The organism is Pseudoalteromonas sp. SCSIO_11900, assembly GCF_000576475.1.
Classification (GTDB): domain Bacteria; phylum Pseudomonadota; class Gammaproteobacteria; order Enterobacterales; family Alteromonadaceae; genus Pseudoalteromonas; species Pseudoalteromonas tetraodonis.
Map to the genome: position 1 here is coordinate 516,272 of NZ_KK070025.1, position 17,043 is coordinate 533,314.

General features: G+C 38.9%; 20 protein-coding genes. 15 read left to right on the plus strand and 5 right to left on the minus strand.

Annotated features, from left to right (window positions below; genetic code table 11):
* Positions 1-107 precede the first annotated feature (107 nt).
* Positions 108-695 carry a cold shock and DUF1294 domain-containing protein gene (locus BG00_RS16510; protein ID WP_190276285.1) on the minus strand — a complete coding sequence of 196 codons (588 nt, stop codon included), beginning with the start codon at positions 693-695 and terminating at the stop codon, positions 108-110.
* A gap of 295 nt (positions 696-990) precedes the next feature.
* Positions 991-1,620 carry a PAQR family membrane homeostasis protein TrhA gene (gene trhA / locus BG00_RS16515; RefSeq protein ID WP_036983974.1) on the minus strand — a complete coding sequence of 210 codons (630 nt, stop codon included), beginning with the start codon at positions 1,618-1,620 and terminating at the stop codon, positions 991-993.
* 281 nt (positions 1,621-1,901) lie between these two features.
* On the opposite strand from trhA, the gene BG00_RS16520 reads away from it, so the two are divergent.
* The 15 genes from BG00_RS16520 to BG00_RS16590 all read left to right on the plus strand — a co-directional run bounded on the left by BG00_RS16520 (position 1,902) and on the right by BG00_RS16590 (position 13,152).
* The gene (locus tag BG00_RS16520) at positions 1,902-2,180 is read left to right on the plus strand and encodes a hypothetical protein (RefSeq protein ID WP_036983975.1); all 279 of its coding nucleotides are present in this window, start codon (positions 1,902-1,904) and stop codon (positions 2,178-2,180) included.
* A gap of 228 nt (positions 2,181-2,408) precedes the next feature.
* Positions 2,409-2,987: an LON peptidase substrate-binding domain-containing protein gene (locus tag BG00_RS16525; protein ID WP_036984076.1), complete on the plus strand. Its 579-nt coding sequence runs from the start codon at positions 2,409-2,411 to the stop codon at positions 2,985-2,987.
* A 70-nt stretch (positions 2,988-3,057) separates the two neighbouring features.
* Positions 3,058-3,681, plus strand: a complete 624-nt coding sequence (locus BG00_RS16530; protein WP_036983976.1) for a sigma-70 family RNA polymerase sigma factor — start codon at positions 3,058-3,060, stop codon at positions 3,679-3,681.
* Positions 3,674-4,339, plus strand: coding sequence for a ChrR family anti-sigma-E factor (locus BG00_RS16535; RefSeq protein WP_036983977.1), 666 nt, complete (start codon positions 3,674-3,676; stop codon positions 4,337-4,339). Before BG00_RS16530 ends, BG00_RS16535 begins: the two co-directional genes overlap by 8 nt.
* Positions 4,340-4,347: 8 nt before the next feature.
* A complete protein-coding gene (locus BG00_RS16540; RefSeq protein WP_036983978.1) occupies positions 4,348-5,301 on the plus strand; it encodes a YbgA family protein in 954 nt (317 codons plus the stop codon).
* The gene (gene phrB / locus BG00_RS16545; protein ID WP_036983979.1) at positions 5,301-6,695 is read left to right on the plus strand and encodes a deoxyribodipyrimidine photo-lyase; all 1,395 of its coding nucleotides are present in this window, start codon (positions 5,301-5,303) and stop codon (positions 6,693-6,695) included. Before BG00_RS16540 ends, phrB begins: the two co-directional genes overlap by 1 nt.
* A gap of 1 nt (position 6,696) precedes the next feature.
* Positions 6,697-7,125, plus strand: a complete 429-nt coding sequence (locus BG00_RS16550) for a nuclear transport factor 2 family protein (protein WP_036983980.1) — start codon at positions 6,697-6,699, stop codon at positions 7,123-7,125.
* A gap of 2 nt (positions 7,126-7,127) precedes the next feature.
* Entirely contained in the window at positions 7,128-7,838 is a 711-nt protein-coding gene (locus BG00_RS16555) for an SDR family NAD(P)-dependent oxidoreductase (RefSeq protein ID WP_036983981.1), read from the plus strand.
* Complete coding sequence (locus tag BG00_RS16560; RefSeq protein ID WP_036983982.1) at positions 7,835-9,088, plus strand: NAD(P)/FAD-dependent oxidoreductase; 1,254 nt, start codon at positions 7,835-7,837, stop codon at positions 9,086-9,088. Before BG00_RS16555 ends, BG00_RS16560 begins: the two co-directional genes overlap by 4 nt.
* Positions 9,081-9,818: a DUF1365 domain-containing protein gene (locus BG00_RS16565; protein ID WP_036983984.1), complete on the plus strand. Its 738-nt coding sequence runs from the start codon at positions 9,081-9,083 to the stop codon at positions 9,816-9,818. The genes BG00_RS16560 and BG00_RS16565 overlap by 8 nt, the downstream gene beginning before the upstream one ends.
* A 49-nt stretch (positions 9,819-9,867) precedes the next feature.
* On the plus strand, positions 9,868-11,130 hold the full coding sequence (locus BG00_RS16570) for an SAM-dependent methyltransferase (protein ID WP_036983985.1): 1,263 nt from the start codon (positions 9,868-9,870) through the stop codon (positions 11,128-11,130).
* A complete protein-coding gene (locus BG00_RS16575; RefSeq protein ID WP_036983986.1) occupies positions 11,108-11,608 on the plus strand; it encodes a DUF2878 domain-containing protein in 501 nt (166 codons plus the stop codon). Before BG00_RS16570 ends, BG00_RS16575 begins: the two co-directional genes overlap by 23 nt.
* Positions 11,609-11,638: 30 nt before the next feature.
* Positions 11,639-12,127 carry a chalcone isomerase family protein gene (locus BG00_RS16580; RefSeq protein ID WP_013463263.1) on the plus strand — a complete coding sequence of 163 codons (489 nt, stop codon included), beginning with the start codon at positions 11,639-11,641 and terminating at the stop codon, positions 12,125-12,127.
* A 1-nt stretch (position 12,128) separates the two neighbouring features.
* A complete protein-coding gene (locus BG00_RS16585; protein WP_013463264.1) occupies positions 12,129-12,668 on the plus strand; it encodes a DUF3833 domain-containing protein in 540 nt (179 codons plus the stop codon).
* 208 nt (positions 12,669-12,876) lie between these two features.
* The gene (locus BG00_RS16590; protein ID WP_008112559.1) at positions 12,877-13,152 is read left to right on the plus strand and encodes an HU family DNA-binding protein; all 276 of its coding nucleotides are present in this window, start codon (positions 12,877-12,879) and stop codon (positions 13,150-13,152) included.
* A gap of 64 nt (positions 13,153-13,216) precedes the next feature.
* Here the strand turns inward: BG00_RS16590 and ilvN are convergent, their stop codons facing one another.
* From ilvN to BG00_RS16605, 3 genes are all read right to left on the minus strand, one after another.
* On the minus strand, positions 13,217-13,717 hold the full coding sequence (ilvN, locus tag BG00_RS16595; protein ID WP_013463265.1) for an acetolactate synthase small subunit: 501 nt from the start codon (positions 13,715-13,717) through the stop codon (positions 13,217-13,219).
* The gene (locus tag BG00_RS16600) at positions 13,717-15,441 is read right to left on the minus strand and encodes an acetolactate synthase 3 large subunit (RefSeq protein WP_036983987.1); all 1,725 of its coding nucleotides are present in this window, start codon (positions 15,439-15,441) and stop codon (positions 13,717-13,719) included. Before BG00_RS16600 ends, ilvN begins: the two co-directional genes overlap by 1 nt.
* A 462-nt stretch (positions 15,442-15,903) precedes the next feature.
* A complete protein-coding gene (locus BG00_RS16605; protein ID WP_036983988.1) occupies positions 15,904-16,911 on the minus strand; it encodes an isocitrate dehydrogenase in 1,008 nt (335 codons plus the stop codon).
* Positions 16,912-17,043 lie beyond the last annotated feature (132 nt).

A 17,043-nucleotide genomic window follows, 5' to 3' on the forward strand; every position in this document is an offset into this window, starting at 1 on the left:
CCATTGTGCCGTAGCCACTAAAGCTGAACCAAACCAAAACTACCAAGCGTTGTGAATCCGTCTTGAACGCTTTGTTAGCCCACATTACTTTGCAAGTTTGATAGACGCTAAAACGCCCCTAAAACACTCTGGACTATACGCCGTCCTGATTCACTCAACAACCAAACAAAACCACCAATGTTGATAAAAATTGTAATCCATAGAATGAACTTGAAAGGTTGTTTCCTTGATTTGTGTCGTAGTTGAAACTGAGCCAGTAGTGCTCCTGGCCAACCACCGACCAAAGATAATGTATGCAATGTACTTTCTGACGTTCTCCAACTACCATTCTGTGCCGCTTGTTTATCCCACGCAAACATAAAATATGTAAAGATGCTCAATACTAAATACAAAGGAATTAGAAGTATTTCACCATTAAATACTGTTACCGATGCTATTGCTGCGACCAAGAAGCTAAAACCAAATAGCACTGTATAAGGGAATCCGTTGACACCTCGCACCACAATATTTTCAGCATTGAATCGTCCCTTTTTATCCTCAGCGACGTCAAAAGTAACGCTATCTTTTACTTTAGGGCGATAACCTCGGTTAGTGATAGATGAAATATGGAAGAATACTCTCACTTTCCCATCAACAGACGATATAAACCCATAACCTTTAGTATCGTTCCATTCTACTATTTGACCTTTTATCATAATCCTTCGCTAATTCTGACGCCTGTGGGCTAACAATTTAATAGTGCGCTCATCGCGCATATTTTTGCCGATTTAACGCTTATTTATCTACGTTTAACAAATTACCTAAGGCACTACTATCACTAAGTTTTTTAAAACTTTAAAGTAAAGTTAAATAGAATAATTTACGCGCGCCGCTCATTTTCATAAATATATGCGCAAAGAGCAGTTTCACCAATCAATTAACTACGATATTTAGCCAATTTCAATGACCGCTTCTCGCTCAAACCAGACTAATCTAAATGGCTTAACCAGCCTAATAAACATAGTTACTGATCGAAATATAATGGCTAACACATCCACCAATAACAAAAAGGTGCCAAATAGCATGGCTATATTGAGTGCTTTTTGCACTGTAAAAAATAGTACCTACACTATAAAATAAGCCGCCAGCTAATAGCCAATAAAGTGCATTGATAGGCACGTTTAAATAAAGCGGATACACAATGGCTAATGCAAACCATCCCATTAATAAATAAGTAGCCAGTGATACTTTTTTATTGCCATTTTTAACCAATAGCTTATAAGCGATGCCTGCAAACGCTACTGTCCAAATAAAGGCTAAGGTAGCCCAAGACCAGAGCCCAGATAACGACAGCAACAAAAAGGGCGTGTAGGTGCCTGCAATCAGTAAATAGATGGCGCAATGATCACATTTTTTGTAAAACGCTCTCAATCTTGGGCGCACACTGGCGTGATAAAGCGTTGAAGATAAAAATAAAATTAGTAAGCTACTGCCGTATATCAGAGTACTGGCATAGCTTTTCACACTATTAGTTTGTTTAACTAAATCCCAAAAAACAAAAGCAGCAAATACAATGCCTAAGGCATGACTAATAACATTTAACAGCTCTTCTTTTTTAGAATAGGGAGCTTCAACAGACATAACAGATCCTACCACTTTCCGAATGATTTTTAGTGTACAGGTGTACGCTGAAACTTTCAAATACGAAATAAAGTCATTAATTTACTGAACATTAACAAACACACTATTATTTGGTTTTATTTTTAAATTCATTGGTCAAAATTACTAATTTAAATTTTGTTGATTTCATTTTAATTTGTTTATTTGATTTTAAAACAATGACTTATAAAGTTTTTTCTTTATGGCATAGCCCTTGATAGTAACTAAGTGTACTAACCAATAAATAAACAAGGAATACTATTATGAAAACTTCAATCAACATGACAATCGCTAGCTTACTTGTATTAGGCTCAACTCAGGTTAACGCGACAGAAGTCGATTTAAATATTACAGATATGCTAACTAAAACAGTGTCTACTTATGTATCACAAGCAACCTATGAACTTGAACAGTCAGTAAAAGAAGCTGTTTCTTTTGATGCCCACGCTATTTTAGATGGTTTATTACAAACCAGCCCAGTTGTTGATAATAGTGGCATTGATGAAAAGCAACTTGTAGTAAAAACACAACAAAAGCAATAAAAATAGGGAATAAGTGATGAACAGCGAGTTCGAATTGTTAGCTCTGATGTTGGCGCCAGTGGCAAGTGTACTGAGTGTATATTACATCGCTTACATGATAAAAAATGTGGGAACGAGGTTTAATTAGCGAATGCACTTACACGGTAAAACAATCGATGTAACTAAAGCTGATCGACTTCAATAGAGCGCACGTAAATAAAGGCAGAGTGTTTGAAAGAAGTAGACTTTATGAAACGTGCGATTTTCCCATTACCTATTTTTATATTACCTGAAGGCTATACGCGATTACGTATATTTGAGCCTCGTTATTTGACGATGGTTAAAAACGCATTAAAAACAAACAGCGGTTTTGTACTTTGCACCTTCGAACACGACACACCATTTAATATAAGCGCCCAAGGGTGTTTAATGGATATTATTGATTTCGACCAAGACGAAAGCGGTATGCTGTTGATTGATGTTTTTGCATCAAAAAGTGTGCAACTAGATAACGTGTACCAAGACGAACAGGAGTTACGCTATGGTGAGGTCTCTGCGTGCAATACACCTTATTGGTACAATAGCAGTAATCATGACATTGGCGAACATCAACTACTTCAAGTGGCATTAGAAGAAGTATTCTCTAATAATCCACAGCTACAGTCTCTTTATAAACATACCCAGTTTAATCAACTTACTTGGGTTGTTGCCAGATGGCTTGAGCTTCTCCCTATTTCTATTGAGAAAAAACAACAACTTGCATTTGAAACTAATTTTGATAACTTGCTGAATTTCCTCCATACTGTGATTAATAATGAATTTGCCTAAAATAATTATGATCCGCTTATATTCTTAGCTCGTAGTGGTACTTACAAAAGCTATAACGGGACATTTTACTATGGTAAGTCAACAACAAATATTACGTTGTGAACCTAACACAGGTAAGTATACTGCCATGCCAGAAACGCCAAGTACGGAGCTCAGGGAAGCATTAGTTAATGTAGCCCAATCTCGCGATAAAAAATCTTTCGCGTACTTGTTTGAATATTTTGCACCAAAGATCAAACGCTTTGGCATTAAGCAGTTTGGTGTAGAAGCCCAAGCAATGGAGTTGGTGCAAGAAACGCTCACTTCAGTGTGGCGAAAAGCGCATTTGTACAACAGCGACAAAGGCGCAGCCACTACGTGGGTTTATACGGTAATGCGTAATGCGTCCTTTGATATGCTTCGAAAGATGAAAAGCAACAAAGAAGAAAATATTAGCGAAGACATCTGGCCGTTATTGAATGAATCAGAAGATACACATCACGAATACAGTGACCACCTTGAAGATAAACAAATTAAGCGCTACCTAGATAAACTGCCACAAGCACAAAGAGAAGTGGTACGCGGTGTTTACTTTCAAGATATGTCGCAAGAGCAGCTTGCTCAACAATTAAACATTCCAGTAGGCACGGTAAAATCACGATTACGTTTAGCCTTGCAGAAATTACGTAATGAAATGGGAGATCAGCATGATTAAACATCACCCGAGTGAAACACTACTTACACAATACTGTGCAGCAACACTTCCCGCATCACTAAGCTTAGCCGTATCTATTCATGTAGACATGTGCCCAATATGCCAAGCTGAGGTTGAAAAACTCGAGGCAAGTAATGCAAAAGCAGTGTTTAGTGACAACATGAATGTTAATAACGATGAGCAAAGCGACGATATAGCGGACTCAGGGTTGCTTGAATTAATCACGTCAGACGATTCGATTGATGAAGTTTATGCTGTTGAACCTGTTACTATTGATGTGAATGACCATAATTACAGCTTACCAAGAGCATTAACACGTATTTCTTATAGCAAATTTACACAAGTAGGTAAGCTTGCTCGTTCACGTATAGCGCTTGACGATGGGCATTTGCGTTCGAGTTTATTGCACATAGACGCAGGCGGCGAAATTCCTGAGCATACACATACAGGTTTTGAAGTTACGCTACTTCTTGATGGCGAATTTACAGATGAAGAAGGCAGTTATGTACCAGGTGATTTTATTTGGCAAGATGGCCGTCATCAACATACTCCTTTAACAAAAGAGGGATGTTTGTGCTTTACTGTTGTTAGTAGTGCGCTACATTTCAATAAAGGACTTAGCAAGTTACTTAACCCAATTGGTGGCTTGATTTATTAAGAGAATCTATGCAAACAGATACAATAAAAATAGGTATTAGCGCCTGCTTAGCAGGCGAAAAGGTAAGATTTGACAGCGGCCACAAAAAATCTAACTTTTGTATGGAAGAGCTGGCAAAACATGTTGAATATAAAATGTATTGTCCTGAGGTTGCGGTAGGTTTACCAATACCCCGTCCAACAATTCGTCAAGTAAAAACAGGCGATACTATTAAAGTGTGTCGTCCGGATGGTACGGGAGATGTTGGCCCGCAGCTCACAGAATACGGTAAAAAAATAGCTACAGAACAAGCGGGGCATCTAAGCGGATTCGTTTTTTGTGCTAAGAGCCCAAGCTGTGGCATGGAGCGGGTAAAAATTTACAATGAAGCAGGAACGGGTAACACCTCTGAGGGCGTTGGCTTCTTTGCTGAACAAATCATGAAACACAATCCTTTACTACCTTGCGAAGAAAATGGACGTTTAAATGACGTTCATTTACGCGAGAATTTTGTAATGCGTGTTTATACATTACATAACTGGCAACAGTTAGTGAAAGAGCCGGTTACTGTACATCGTTTGACCCAGTTCCATGCTCAATACAAATACTTGTTAATGGCTCATAATTATCAAGCGTATCGTGATTTAGGCAATCTACTTGGAACGTTTGTAGGTGACGATGTTAATGCTCTAGCCGACGAGTACATTTTAGGTTTAATGACCGCGCTTAAACGACCTGCTTCAAGAAAAAATAATTCTAACACGTTGATGCATTTGCAAGGTTACTTCAAAAAAGATTTATCAAAAATCGAAAAAGAAGAAATGCGAGATGCAATTGACGAGTATCGCCAAGGGTTGGTGCCGCTTTATGTACCACTAACCTTGCTTAAACATCATTTAAAGGTTCACCCGAATGAGTATTTAAGCAAGCAAATATACTTTAACCCTTATCCTAATGAACTTAAGCTACGTTACGGTTTGTAATGAATACACTATTTTGGTTTAGGCGCGATTTGCGCCTTTTTTCTAACGAAGCGCTTATTGAAGCGCTAAATAATGGTGCTAAACACGCCATTTTTTTTGTGTGCGAAAAACAATGGGCACAGCATAATACTGCCCCAATTCAAATTGACTTACTAAAACGCAGAGTCAGTTATATCCGTGAAAAATTAGCTGAGTATGGCATTAATTTACACGTGATAGAGGCTCCTTATTTCACAGACTGCCAAACTAAGCTTCTCGATTTTTGTCAGCAGTATGAGATTAAACACATAATAGCCAATAAAGAATATGAACTTAATGAGTTTAATAGAGATAAAGCGATTCAAGCGCAATGCGATCAACAGCAAATAACATTTACTTTATACGAAGGTGATATCATTGCTCCCGTAGGTAGTGTACGCACTCAAAATAATGAAATGTATAAAGTGTTTACGCCCTTTAAGCGGGCGTGGCTAAAACAGTATCAAGATACTCACTTTAGCTTGGTGCCGTGGCCATTATCTTCAAATCCTATTGAGATTGAATCGTGTGAATTACTCAGCAGTGATGACAGCTCAAAAAAATGGCCGGTTGATGACGACACTTTAGCTAATGTAGTCGATAATTTTATCCATGATAAATTAGCAAGTTATGATGATGTACGCGATATACCTAGTGTAAAAGGAACATCGGGTTTAAGCCCCTATTTAGCATTAGGGGTTGTTAGCAGTAAGCAGTTAATGGTTAATATACAACAACATTACCCCGATATACTGACCACCTCAAAAAGTAAAACGTTTACCTGGGTTAACGAGCTGATCTGGCGTGAATTTTATAAACATTTAATTGCGGAATTCCCAAAACTTTCACGCGGTGCCAATTTTAACAAAAAGTACGATAGTGTGAGTTGGCGTGACAGTGACGCTGAGTTTAAGCAATGGTGCGAAGGCCGTACAGGCTATCCACTTGTTGATGCCGCCATGCAACAGCTATTGCAAACAGGCTGGATGCATAATCGTTTAAGAATGGTGGTTGCGAGTTTTTTAACTAAGCACCTACTGATTGATTGGCGCAAAGGCGAGCAGTTTTTTATGCAGCATCTTATTGATGGCGATTTAGCCTCAAACAATGGTGGTTGGCAATGGGCTGCAAGTACCGGCTGTGACGCACAACCTTACTTTAGGGTATTCAACCCCATTACCCAAAGCGAACGCTTTGATCCAAATGGTGATTTTATCCGTAAATATCTGCCTGAATTACAAAAAGTGCCAGATAAACACATTCATTTCCCACATACTTACTTAGCAGCAACGGGACAAAGTGAACACTGTTACTGGCCAGCAATAGTTGATCATAAAGCGGCACGAGCGAGGGCTTTAGCTGCATTTAAGGTGTGATATGGATAACCAATTATCAGTCGATAAATTTGTAGAAATATATCAAAAGCTTGATAAAGATAACCTAGAGTTATTAACTGAAATTTACGCTCAAAACATTCACTTTATAGATCCGCTGCACGAGATTAATGGCCTTGAAGATTTAAGGCGTTATTTTTGTGGTTTATATAGTAATGTTAAGCATTGTCGATTTGACATAACCGACTCATTTACCAACGATAATAACGCATTTGTGTATTGGACAATGCATTATTCTCACCCAAAACTTAACGCGGGCAATACAATTTCAGTGCAAGGGCACAGCAAGTTGGTATTTGAAGGCGACAAGATTGTAAAACATCGAGATTACTTTAATGCTGGTGAGCTTTTGTATAAGCATATTCCATTACTGGGCAACATTATTAATTTTATTGATAAAAGGGCTGGTTAACTATGATTACCCTTATTACAGGTGCAACGTCGGGTATTGGTGAGCAACTTGCTATTAAGTATGCCGATCAGGGTGATACAGTGATCGCCTGCGGGCGTAATACGCAAAAGCTCGCTGAACTTGCCAAACATAACAACATAGAAACCTGCCAGTTTGATGCAACCAATTTGCAAGATATAAAAGCGGCAACGTTAGGGTACACTCAATTTGACCGCGTAATTCTCAATGCTGGCAACTGCGAGTATGTTGACGATGCACGTAATTTTGATAGCGCCTTATTTGAGCGTGTTATTAACGTTAATTTGTTATCAATGGGTTACTGCTTAGAGGCGCTTTTGCCAAAAATAGTCTCTGGCGGGCAATTAGTGATGGTTAGTTCAAGTGTTACTTATTTACCATTACCACGTTCAGAAGCCTACGGTGCATCAAAGGCAGGCGTTAGCTATTTAGCTAAAACCCTTGCGGTTGATTTAAACGATGTTGATGTAACACTAGTACACCCTGGTTTTGTAAAAACACCGCTTACAGACAAAAATGATTTCCCTATGCCGATGGCTGTTAGTGCTGAAAAAGCGGCTGACTATATAATAAAAGGCGTCGCTAAACGTCGTAAAGATGTTCATTTCCCCTATCGTTTTACATTTATACTTAAAGCATTGCGAATATTGCCACTTTCGCTTTGGCTTAAAATTGCAAAAGGATTAACCCGTTGAAAAAAATAGCAATAATTGGGACTGGCGTATCAGGTTTAACCTGCGGACATTTACTGCACAAGCATTACGATGTCACATTATTTGAAAAAAATGATTATATTGGTGGTCACACCGCAACTGTAGATGTAGAGCACAGCGGTATTAATTACGCGATAGATACGGGTTTTATTGTATTTAATGATAGAACGTATCCTTATTTTGAAAAGTTGCTTAAACGCATTGGTGTGAAACGTAAACCGACCCAAATGAGTTTTAGTGTGCATAACGAGGCAACCGGCTTTGAATACAATGGGCATACATTTAGTAGTTTATTTGCTCAACGCAGAAATATAGTTAGACCTAAATTTTGGCGTTTATTGTATGACATCGTGCGTTTTAATAAGTTATGTAAGGCTTTGCACGCAAAAGGTCACTACACAGAGCAATCACTAGGTCAATTATTACAACAACATCGTTTTAATGATTTCTTTAAATATCACTACATTTTACCTATGGGTGCTGCCATTTGGTCTACTAGCATTAAAGAAATGGAAAATGTAGGGGTTGAGTTTTTTGTAAAGTTTTTCTTTAACCATGGTTTGCTAGACATTACCAATAGACCTCAATGGTACGTTATTCCCGGTGGCTCTCGTGAATACATTAAACCGTTGATAGCTGGTTTTGCTGATAAAATACAGTTAAACACTGACATTAAATCGGTAACCAGAGACGAGCAGGGAGCCACCATTACATTTGTTGATGGCCAGCAAGCCCTGTTTGATAAGGTTATTTTTGCGTGTCATTCAGATCAAGCGTTAGCGTTACTTGGTGATGCCTGCGAGCAAGAAAATAAGGTGTTGGGTGCTATTCCATACACTGAGAACTCGGTGGTATTGCATACCGATGTTTCATTATTACCAGATAGAAAAGCCGCATGGGCAAGTTGGAACTATTTGCTCAATAACAATACCGATAAAGCGGCGGTGGTTACGTATCAAATGAATATACTGCAAGGGATCAAATCAGATACACAGTTCTGCGTTACCTTGAACCACTTAGAAGGTATTAATCAGAGTAAAATTTTACGTGAATTTACCTATCATCATCCTGTGTTCAATCAACAATCTATTGCCGCTCAACAGCAAAAGCATACCGTTGATGGACAAAATAACACGTACTTTTGCGGAGCGTATTGGTATAACGGCTTTCATGAGGATGGTGTGCGCAGCGCCGTTGATGTGGCCAAGCAACTTGGAGTAGAGTTTGACTAATGCAGTGTATTTAGGCGATGTTAAACATCGCCGTTTTGCTGTTAAACATCACGCGTTTAATTACCCGCTTTATATGATGTGGGTTGATTTAAATAATACTCATGCGCTTAATGGCGTCCATAAGCAGCTTGGAACTTCAGGGTTTAAAGCATTGAAGTTTGAGCAATCTGATTATTTAAAAGGGTTACCCGATAGTCATCATCAGCCCATCATAGAGCGAGCTCATGCGCAGCTAGCCCAGTTAGGGGTAGATGAGAAATTTAGCCATGTGTACCTGCTAGGGCAGTTACGCTGCTTGGGTATTTACTTTAGCCCCGTTAATTTTTATTTTTTTGGCCATGACGATAATCAATTTAGCTACATGGTGGCCGAGGTAAGTAATACCCCATGGAATGAGCGACATTACTACTTGGTTCCACTACAAAAAAAAGTGAACTTTAAGAAAGTTTTTTCCGTATCACCCTTTATGAATTTGGATATGAACTATCATTGGACTGTTCGACAAAAGAAAGACAATATACTGATACGTATAGAAAATAAGCGAGATGAAGAACTACTTTTTGATGCTTCGTTAAGGTTACAGCGCCAACCCTTGTGCAATAAACAAATGAGCAAGTTGTTGAAGCGCTTTCCTGCAATGACATGGTCTATTTTCAGAGGTATTTACTATCAGGCATTTAAATTGTTTGTTAAAAAAGTCCCTTTTTTAGGTCATTCAGGCAAACTTTAAATTTAATTTATGTTGTTTTATAAGTAATAACAATAATATAGGTAAGTATATGGAAAAGGTATCGAGCTTACGCGTTCAGGAACGCACCAGTTGGTTTACTAATTTTTATAAAAAGTTAGTGTTTAAAGCGTTCTCGTCAATTGATACAGGTCAAATAGTGCTTGTAGACAATAATCAGCAGTCTGTATTTGGCGATACGTCATCAGAGCTTAAAGTAACGGTAACCGTTAATGATACTGCTATGTATAAAGCATTTGCGCTGTCGGGAAGTATTGGCGCGGGAGAATCTTACATATTAGGGCAGTGGCAGTGTGATAACTTAACTCGGTTGATAGAAATTTTTGCAATAAACCAAGACCAACTAGACGCATTTGAAAAGAAATTCGCTTTTTTTAGTAACATCGCTCATCGTATAAACCACATTAAAAACAAGAACTCACATGCGGGTTCTAAAAAGAATATTGTTGCACACTACGACTTAGGCAATGACTTATACGAGTCTTTTTTAAGCAAAGAAATGCTTTACTCAAGTGCCGTATACCCAAGTAAAGACGCCACCCTCGAGCAAGCACAGCAATACAAACTACAGCGTATTTGTGAACAAGTCGAGTTACAACAAGGCGACACCGTCATTGAAATTGGTACAGGTTGGGGAGCATTTGCAATTTACGCGGCTACTCACTACGAATGCCATGTAACAACCACTACCATCTCTGATGAGCAGCACGATTATGTTGCAAATAAAATTAAAGAGCTTGGACTTGAAAACAAAATAACCTTGCTCAAACAAGATTACCGTTTACTAACCGGTAAATACGATAAGCTAGTATCAATTGAGATGATAGAAGCGGTTGGTCATGAGTACTTGCCTAGTTTTTTCACTCAGTGCGGTCAGCTATTAAAAGACGATGGTGCTATGCTTATTCAAGCAATTACAATTAGCGATCAGCGTTACCAACATTATTTAAAAAATTCTGACTTTATTCAGCAGTATATTTTCCCTGGTGGGTGTTTGCCTTCGCTCAACGAAATGAGTGAGCAAATAAAAAATCATACCGATATGAATATCCACACAGTTAACGATATTGGTGTTCACTACGCAAGAACCCTTGCTGATTGGCGAGATCGTTTCATTGCAAGTTGGCCAAACCTCGATAGTAATAAATTTGATGAGCGATTTTATCGTTTATGGCTATTTTATTTTGCTTATTGCGAGGGCGCATTTAGAACTCGCGCAACAAGCACCGTGCATTTAATGGCACGCAAACCCCGTTTTAAGAGTAGTAATGATGAGATTGCACTCGCTTATTAATTTTGTTCTGTTTCAAGTAGTGTGGTTTTTATGCCTACTGCTTGAACAGCACTCATTTATCTATTCAACTGTTATCATTGCATTAATGTTTTATTTGTCAGCGCAAAAAAAACAAGATGCTTTTTTGCTTCTAAAGTGCTTACCACTAGCCTTACTAAGTGAATTTATCGCGGTTAAGTTCGGTCTGATTGAATTTAAAGTAGCGCCATTTCCGCTTTGGTTAGTGTTTTTATGGGCTGCTTTATTGCTATGTATTAACACCTCAATGTCGTTTTTAACAACCCTTAAACCTTGGCAAGCGTTTATTGTATGTTTAGCGTTTGCACCAGGAAGTTACTGGGCGGGGGCGCGATTCGACGTGTTAGAACTCGGCTTGCCGCTATGGCAATTTTGGCCGTTATACGGTGCTTTATGGGCTGCAACGTTTAGCGTTATTTTATTTATTAACGGTAAAATTGGCGCGTTTATTAAGCAATAAAACAATTGTATTTACTGCTTGGAGCTGATTATGAAAACGCTTTTAAATTTAGTACTAATTTATGCCCTGTTTAACCATGCTGCTTATGCTGATACCCAGTTTAACAAAGTGGGCGAGGCACGTATGGAATACCTTTTTTGGGATGTTTATGATGCAACGCTTTTTACTCCCTCTGGATCTTATAGTCCCAAGCAAACGCCAGTTAAATTTACTTTAACTTACCTGCGAGACTTTGATGCTAAAGACATTGTAAAAGCCACTAAAGAGCAATGGCAACATTTAGGTAAATCACAATTATCAGCTCGCTATGCAGATAAATTATTAGCGATATGGCCAGACATTAAAAAGGGTGAATCGTTAACCTTACTGACCGATCAGCAAGGACACAGTATTTTCTTTCACAATGACAATGAAATAGGCCGCATAGAAGACACCACTTTTGCAGATGACTTTTTAGCTATTTGGCTAAGTGAGAACACCTCAGAACCATCGATTAGAAATCAACTTTTAGGGATTTAACATGATTAATCTAAAACGTATCAAAGTAACTTTGCTGCTGGTAGTAAGCTTCTTTATTGCAAGTTGTTCAGCGCCGAGTGTAGAGCACTACAAAGGCTCAGAGCCTAATTTCGATTTTAAGACTTTTTTTAGCGGCGATTTAAAAGCCTACGGTGTTGTACAAGACTTTAAAGGCGAATTAACCCGTAAGCTTGTTGTAGACTTGAGCGCTACGTGGGATGGCAACCAAGGCGTTATTGAGGAAGACTTCGTTTATGATGACGGCGAAACCCAAAAACGTATTTGGAAAATAACCTTAAACGACGACAACACGTTAACCGGTACTGCTTCTGATGTTTTAGGTACGGCCACAGGCAAAAGTGAAGGCAGTGTTTTTCATTGGAACTACAATGTGGAAATTCCTTATGATGGCAGCACTTTTGAAGTTAACTTTGACGATTGGATGTATTTAGTCACCAACACGCGCTTGATAAACCGCACATCTATTGTTAAGTTTGGCGTTGAGGTCGGGGAAGTGACCTTAGTAATTGAAAAAATATAGCGACTCATCACAGTGCATAGCTGCACTATATTTGTGCTTAAATTAAGTTTTTGTTAACCCAACTCGCTGTATTTTACAGTAAATTATTATAATTTTACTAATTTTTTAGTATTTAAGTTAAAAAACGTAATTTGCTGTTGCTAACTCTTCGAAAATGCATAAAGATAGGATTTGCGAAGGCAAAATAATAACGAATAGGAATCTAATAATGAACAAAGCTCAACTAGTTGAAAAAATCTCTACTGACGCAGAAATCTCTAAAGCAGCCGCTACACGTGCACTTGATGCATTCACAGGCGCTGTAACTTCTTCACTAAAAGAAGGCAACTCTGTTGCATTAGTTGGTTTTGGTACTTTTTCAGTTAAAGAACGTGCTGCTCGTACAGGCCGTAACCCACAAACAGGTGCAGAAATCCAAATTTCAGCAGCGACTATTCCAAGCTTTAAACCAGGTAAAGGTCTTAAAGACCAAGTAAACCTATAAGGTTTAGGTTTATAAAAATAATAAAAGGGCTATTAAGCCCTTTTTTTTGCCGTAAATTTAACGCTTATTTAGCTTTAAGCGCCTTATCTCCGCGACCAATGCCGACCGCGCCAGAGCGAACCACTTCTATAATGTCTGTTTCATGACGTAAGGTATCTAAAAACGACTCTATTTTATCGGTACTGCTTACCAATTGTAGGCTGTAACTTTGACGGCCCATATCTAAAATAGCGCCCTGAAATACATCTACAACCCGCGTTACAGCAGCTCGCGTAGCTTCATCTTGAGCAAATACTTTTACTAATAACAGTTCGCGCTCTATGTGGCTCATTTCGGTTAAATCAATCACCTTAAGTACATCGACCAGTTTATTTACCTGTTTGGTGATTTGCTCAACAATTCTATCATCGCCTTTAGTGGTGACAGTAATACGCGAGAGTGATTCATCATCAGTGGTTCCAACAGTTAAACTATCAATGTTGTAAGCTCGTTGAGAAAAAAGCCCCACTATACGTGATAACGCACCGGGTTCATTTTCTAATAATATAGATAATATACGACGCATTATGCCTTTACTCCTTTTCTTAACCACATTTCATCGATGCCACCGTGCTTAATTTGCATCGGGTAAACATGTTCTTTTTCGTCTACTAAAATATCTAAAAACACTAATCTATCGGTTATCGACATGGCTTTGTCTATTGCTGGCTGTAATTCATCCAGTGTATTGACTCGTATTCCTACATGGCCGTAGCTTTGTACAAGTTTTACAAAGTCAGGAAGTGATTCCATATAGGAAGAGGAGTGTCTGCCGCCATAAATCATATCTTGCCATTGTCTAACCATACCTAGTGAACGGTTATTTAACGAGATCACTTTTACCGCTAAGTTGTATTGTAAACAGGTAGAAAGCTCTTGAATGTTCATTTGAATAGAGCCGTCGCCAGTCACACATAAAGACTCTTTATCAGGAAAGGCGAGCTTAACCCCCATTGCAGCCGGTAAACCAAAGCCCATGGTGCCTAAGCCGCCTGAGTTGATCCACTGACGAGGGTGCTTAAATGGATAATACTGCGCCGCAAACATTTGGTGTTGGCCCACATCTGAACTGACATAAGCATCACCATTAGTCGCTTTATAAATAGCCTCTATAACTGCTTGAGGTTTAATTTTATCGCCATCGGTATTGTAGTTTAAGCATTTTTGTTCGCGCCAACTGATCACCTGTCGCCACCAATCTTCTTGTGCACTGCGGTCTATTTTTATTGGGCTTTTATCTATAGCAGTTTGTAACTGTTCAAGTACCGTGGCTAAACAGCCAACAACCGGAATATGTGCTTTTATGGTTTTGGAAATTGAAGTCGGATCGACATCTACATGCACGATAGTGGCATTAGGGCAAAACTTTTGTACGTTATTGGTAACCCGATCATCGAATCTTGCGCCAAGGGCTAAAATAACATCAGCATAGGCCATGGCTTTATTTGCTTCTAATGTACCGTGCATACCCAACATACCAATAAAGTTAGGATGAATGCCTGATATACCGCCTAGTCCCATTAGGGTATTGGTAATAGGTGCATTAAGCGATTCGACTAAGTGGGTTAGTTGCTCTGATGTATTTGAAAGCACAATTCCGCCACCAGAATAAATAACCAGCTTTTTCGCTTCTAAAATAGCAGCAACGGCCTTACGAATTTGTTTAGAGTGACCCTTGGTATTAGGGTTGTAGGTTCTGAGTTCTGTTGCCGCTGGAAAGTTGTAAGCAAAGGTTAGCTCAGGATTAAGCATGTCTTTAGGAAGTTCAACGACAACTGGGCCTGGGCGACCTGAGCTGGCAATATAAAAGGCTTTAGCAAGAATATTGGGAATTTCACTAGCGCTTCTACAATTAAAGCTATGCTTTACAATCGGACGAGAGCAGCCAACAATATCCGTTTCTTGAAACGCGTCATCACCAATTAAGTTGGTTGGCACTTGACCTGATAACACCACCATCGGAATAGAATCCATATACGCAGTTGCTATGCCTGTTACACAGTTTGTTGCCCCTGGTCCAGAAGTGGCAAGTACAACACCGACTTCACCGGTTGCTCTTGCGTAACCATCGGCCATGTGTGTGGCGGCCTGTTCGTGACGGACTAAAATATGTTCAATATCATCTTGCTGAAATAGCGCATCATATAAGTCTAATACTGAGCCACCGGGGTAACCGAATATATACTTAACGTTTAACTCTTTTAATGACTTAACAACCAATTCAGAGCCATTATATTCTTGTTTACTCATCCTCATTCCTCTGTTGACTGATTTATGCAAAAAAAAACCCCCGCGTAGTGCGAGGGTTTAAAAAAGCATGTTTCACCTTTTAATACATCCCCGCTGGGCTTATCACTAAGACCAGTACGAGTAAGACTAAAAGACGAAATTGTGTGTTCATAATGTGGTGCTCTTTAAAATAAAATGCTGTTTAAATTACAATTTTTGTATGTGGTTATTTTTAAGGCTTTTGCGCGCTCATGTCAACCCAAAACTAAAGTTTTTGGATTAAAAATTCATTTTTATATCTTTTTTAATCTTAAATTCTAATTGCTATGAAGTATTCTCACGTTAAAAGCAGAAATTATGCATTTTTAATTTTAAGGAGTAGGGAGCTTAAATACACATTAATTACATTAAAGTGATACAGGCGGTTTTGAGCAGGCATAAAAAAAGCCAACAGATGTTGGCTTTATAATTCAATTATACTTGTTACAGACGGTCGATTACTGACTGAGTGAAGTCAGTTGTACCATGGCTGCCGCCTAAATCGCGAGTAGTACGGTCGCCTGATTTAATTACATCAGCCACTGCGCTACGAATGCGCTCTGCCGTATCGCCCATATTTAAATGCTCTAGCATTTGAATAGACGCTAAAATAACTGACGTTGGATTTGCTAGGTTTTTACCTGCAATATCAGGTGCGCTACCGTGAACAGCTTCAAAGATAGCCGCATTTTCACCAATGTTAGCACCAGGCGCCATGCCTAAACCACCAACTAAACCAGCACATAAATCAGATAAAATATCGCCGAATAGGTTAGTCGTTACAATTACGTCAAACTCTTCCGGTGTCATTACTAGTTTCATACAGGTTGCATCAACAATCATTTCAGTTGATTCAATCTCAGGGTAACGTTCAGCCACTTCACGAGCAACTTTTAAGAACAAACCCGATGTTGATTTTAAAATATTTGCTTTATGAACAGCGGTTACTTTTTTACGGCCTTCGCGTACAGCTAGCTCGTATGCAAAAGTAACGATTTTTTCAGCGCCTTCACGCGTGATAACAGACATTGCCTCAGCTTCGTTGCCATCAGCACTCACTACTTGACCTGCACCTGAGTACATACCTTGGGTATTTTCACGAACAGTAATAATATCAATGTCATCGTAACGTGCTTTAGTACCTGCGAACGACTTAACAGGACGAACATTAGCGTATAAACCAAACTGTTTACGAAGTGTTACATTGATTGATGTAAAGCCTTCGCCTACAGGGGTCGTTAATGGACCTTTTAAAGTGATTTTATTTTTAGCAATCGTGTCAATTGTTTCTTGTGGAAGCAATTCGCCCGTTTTTTCAAGCGCAGCGAGGCCAGCGTCAACAAATTCATAATCAAAATCGCATCCTGCGGCTTTTAGTATTTCAAGTGCTGAGTCGATAATGCTTGGGCCGATGCCGTCGCCTTTGATCACTGTTATGGTTTGTTTGGCCATGAACTTTTCCTTTAAAGATTTGGATACACACATAAATAAAAAATACTCACAGAGTTTAGACTACTTATATGACAGGGGTGCTAAATTTAAGCCGGCATTTATACCAATTTATTGAACATTTTGCCAGTTTAT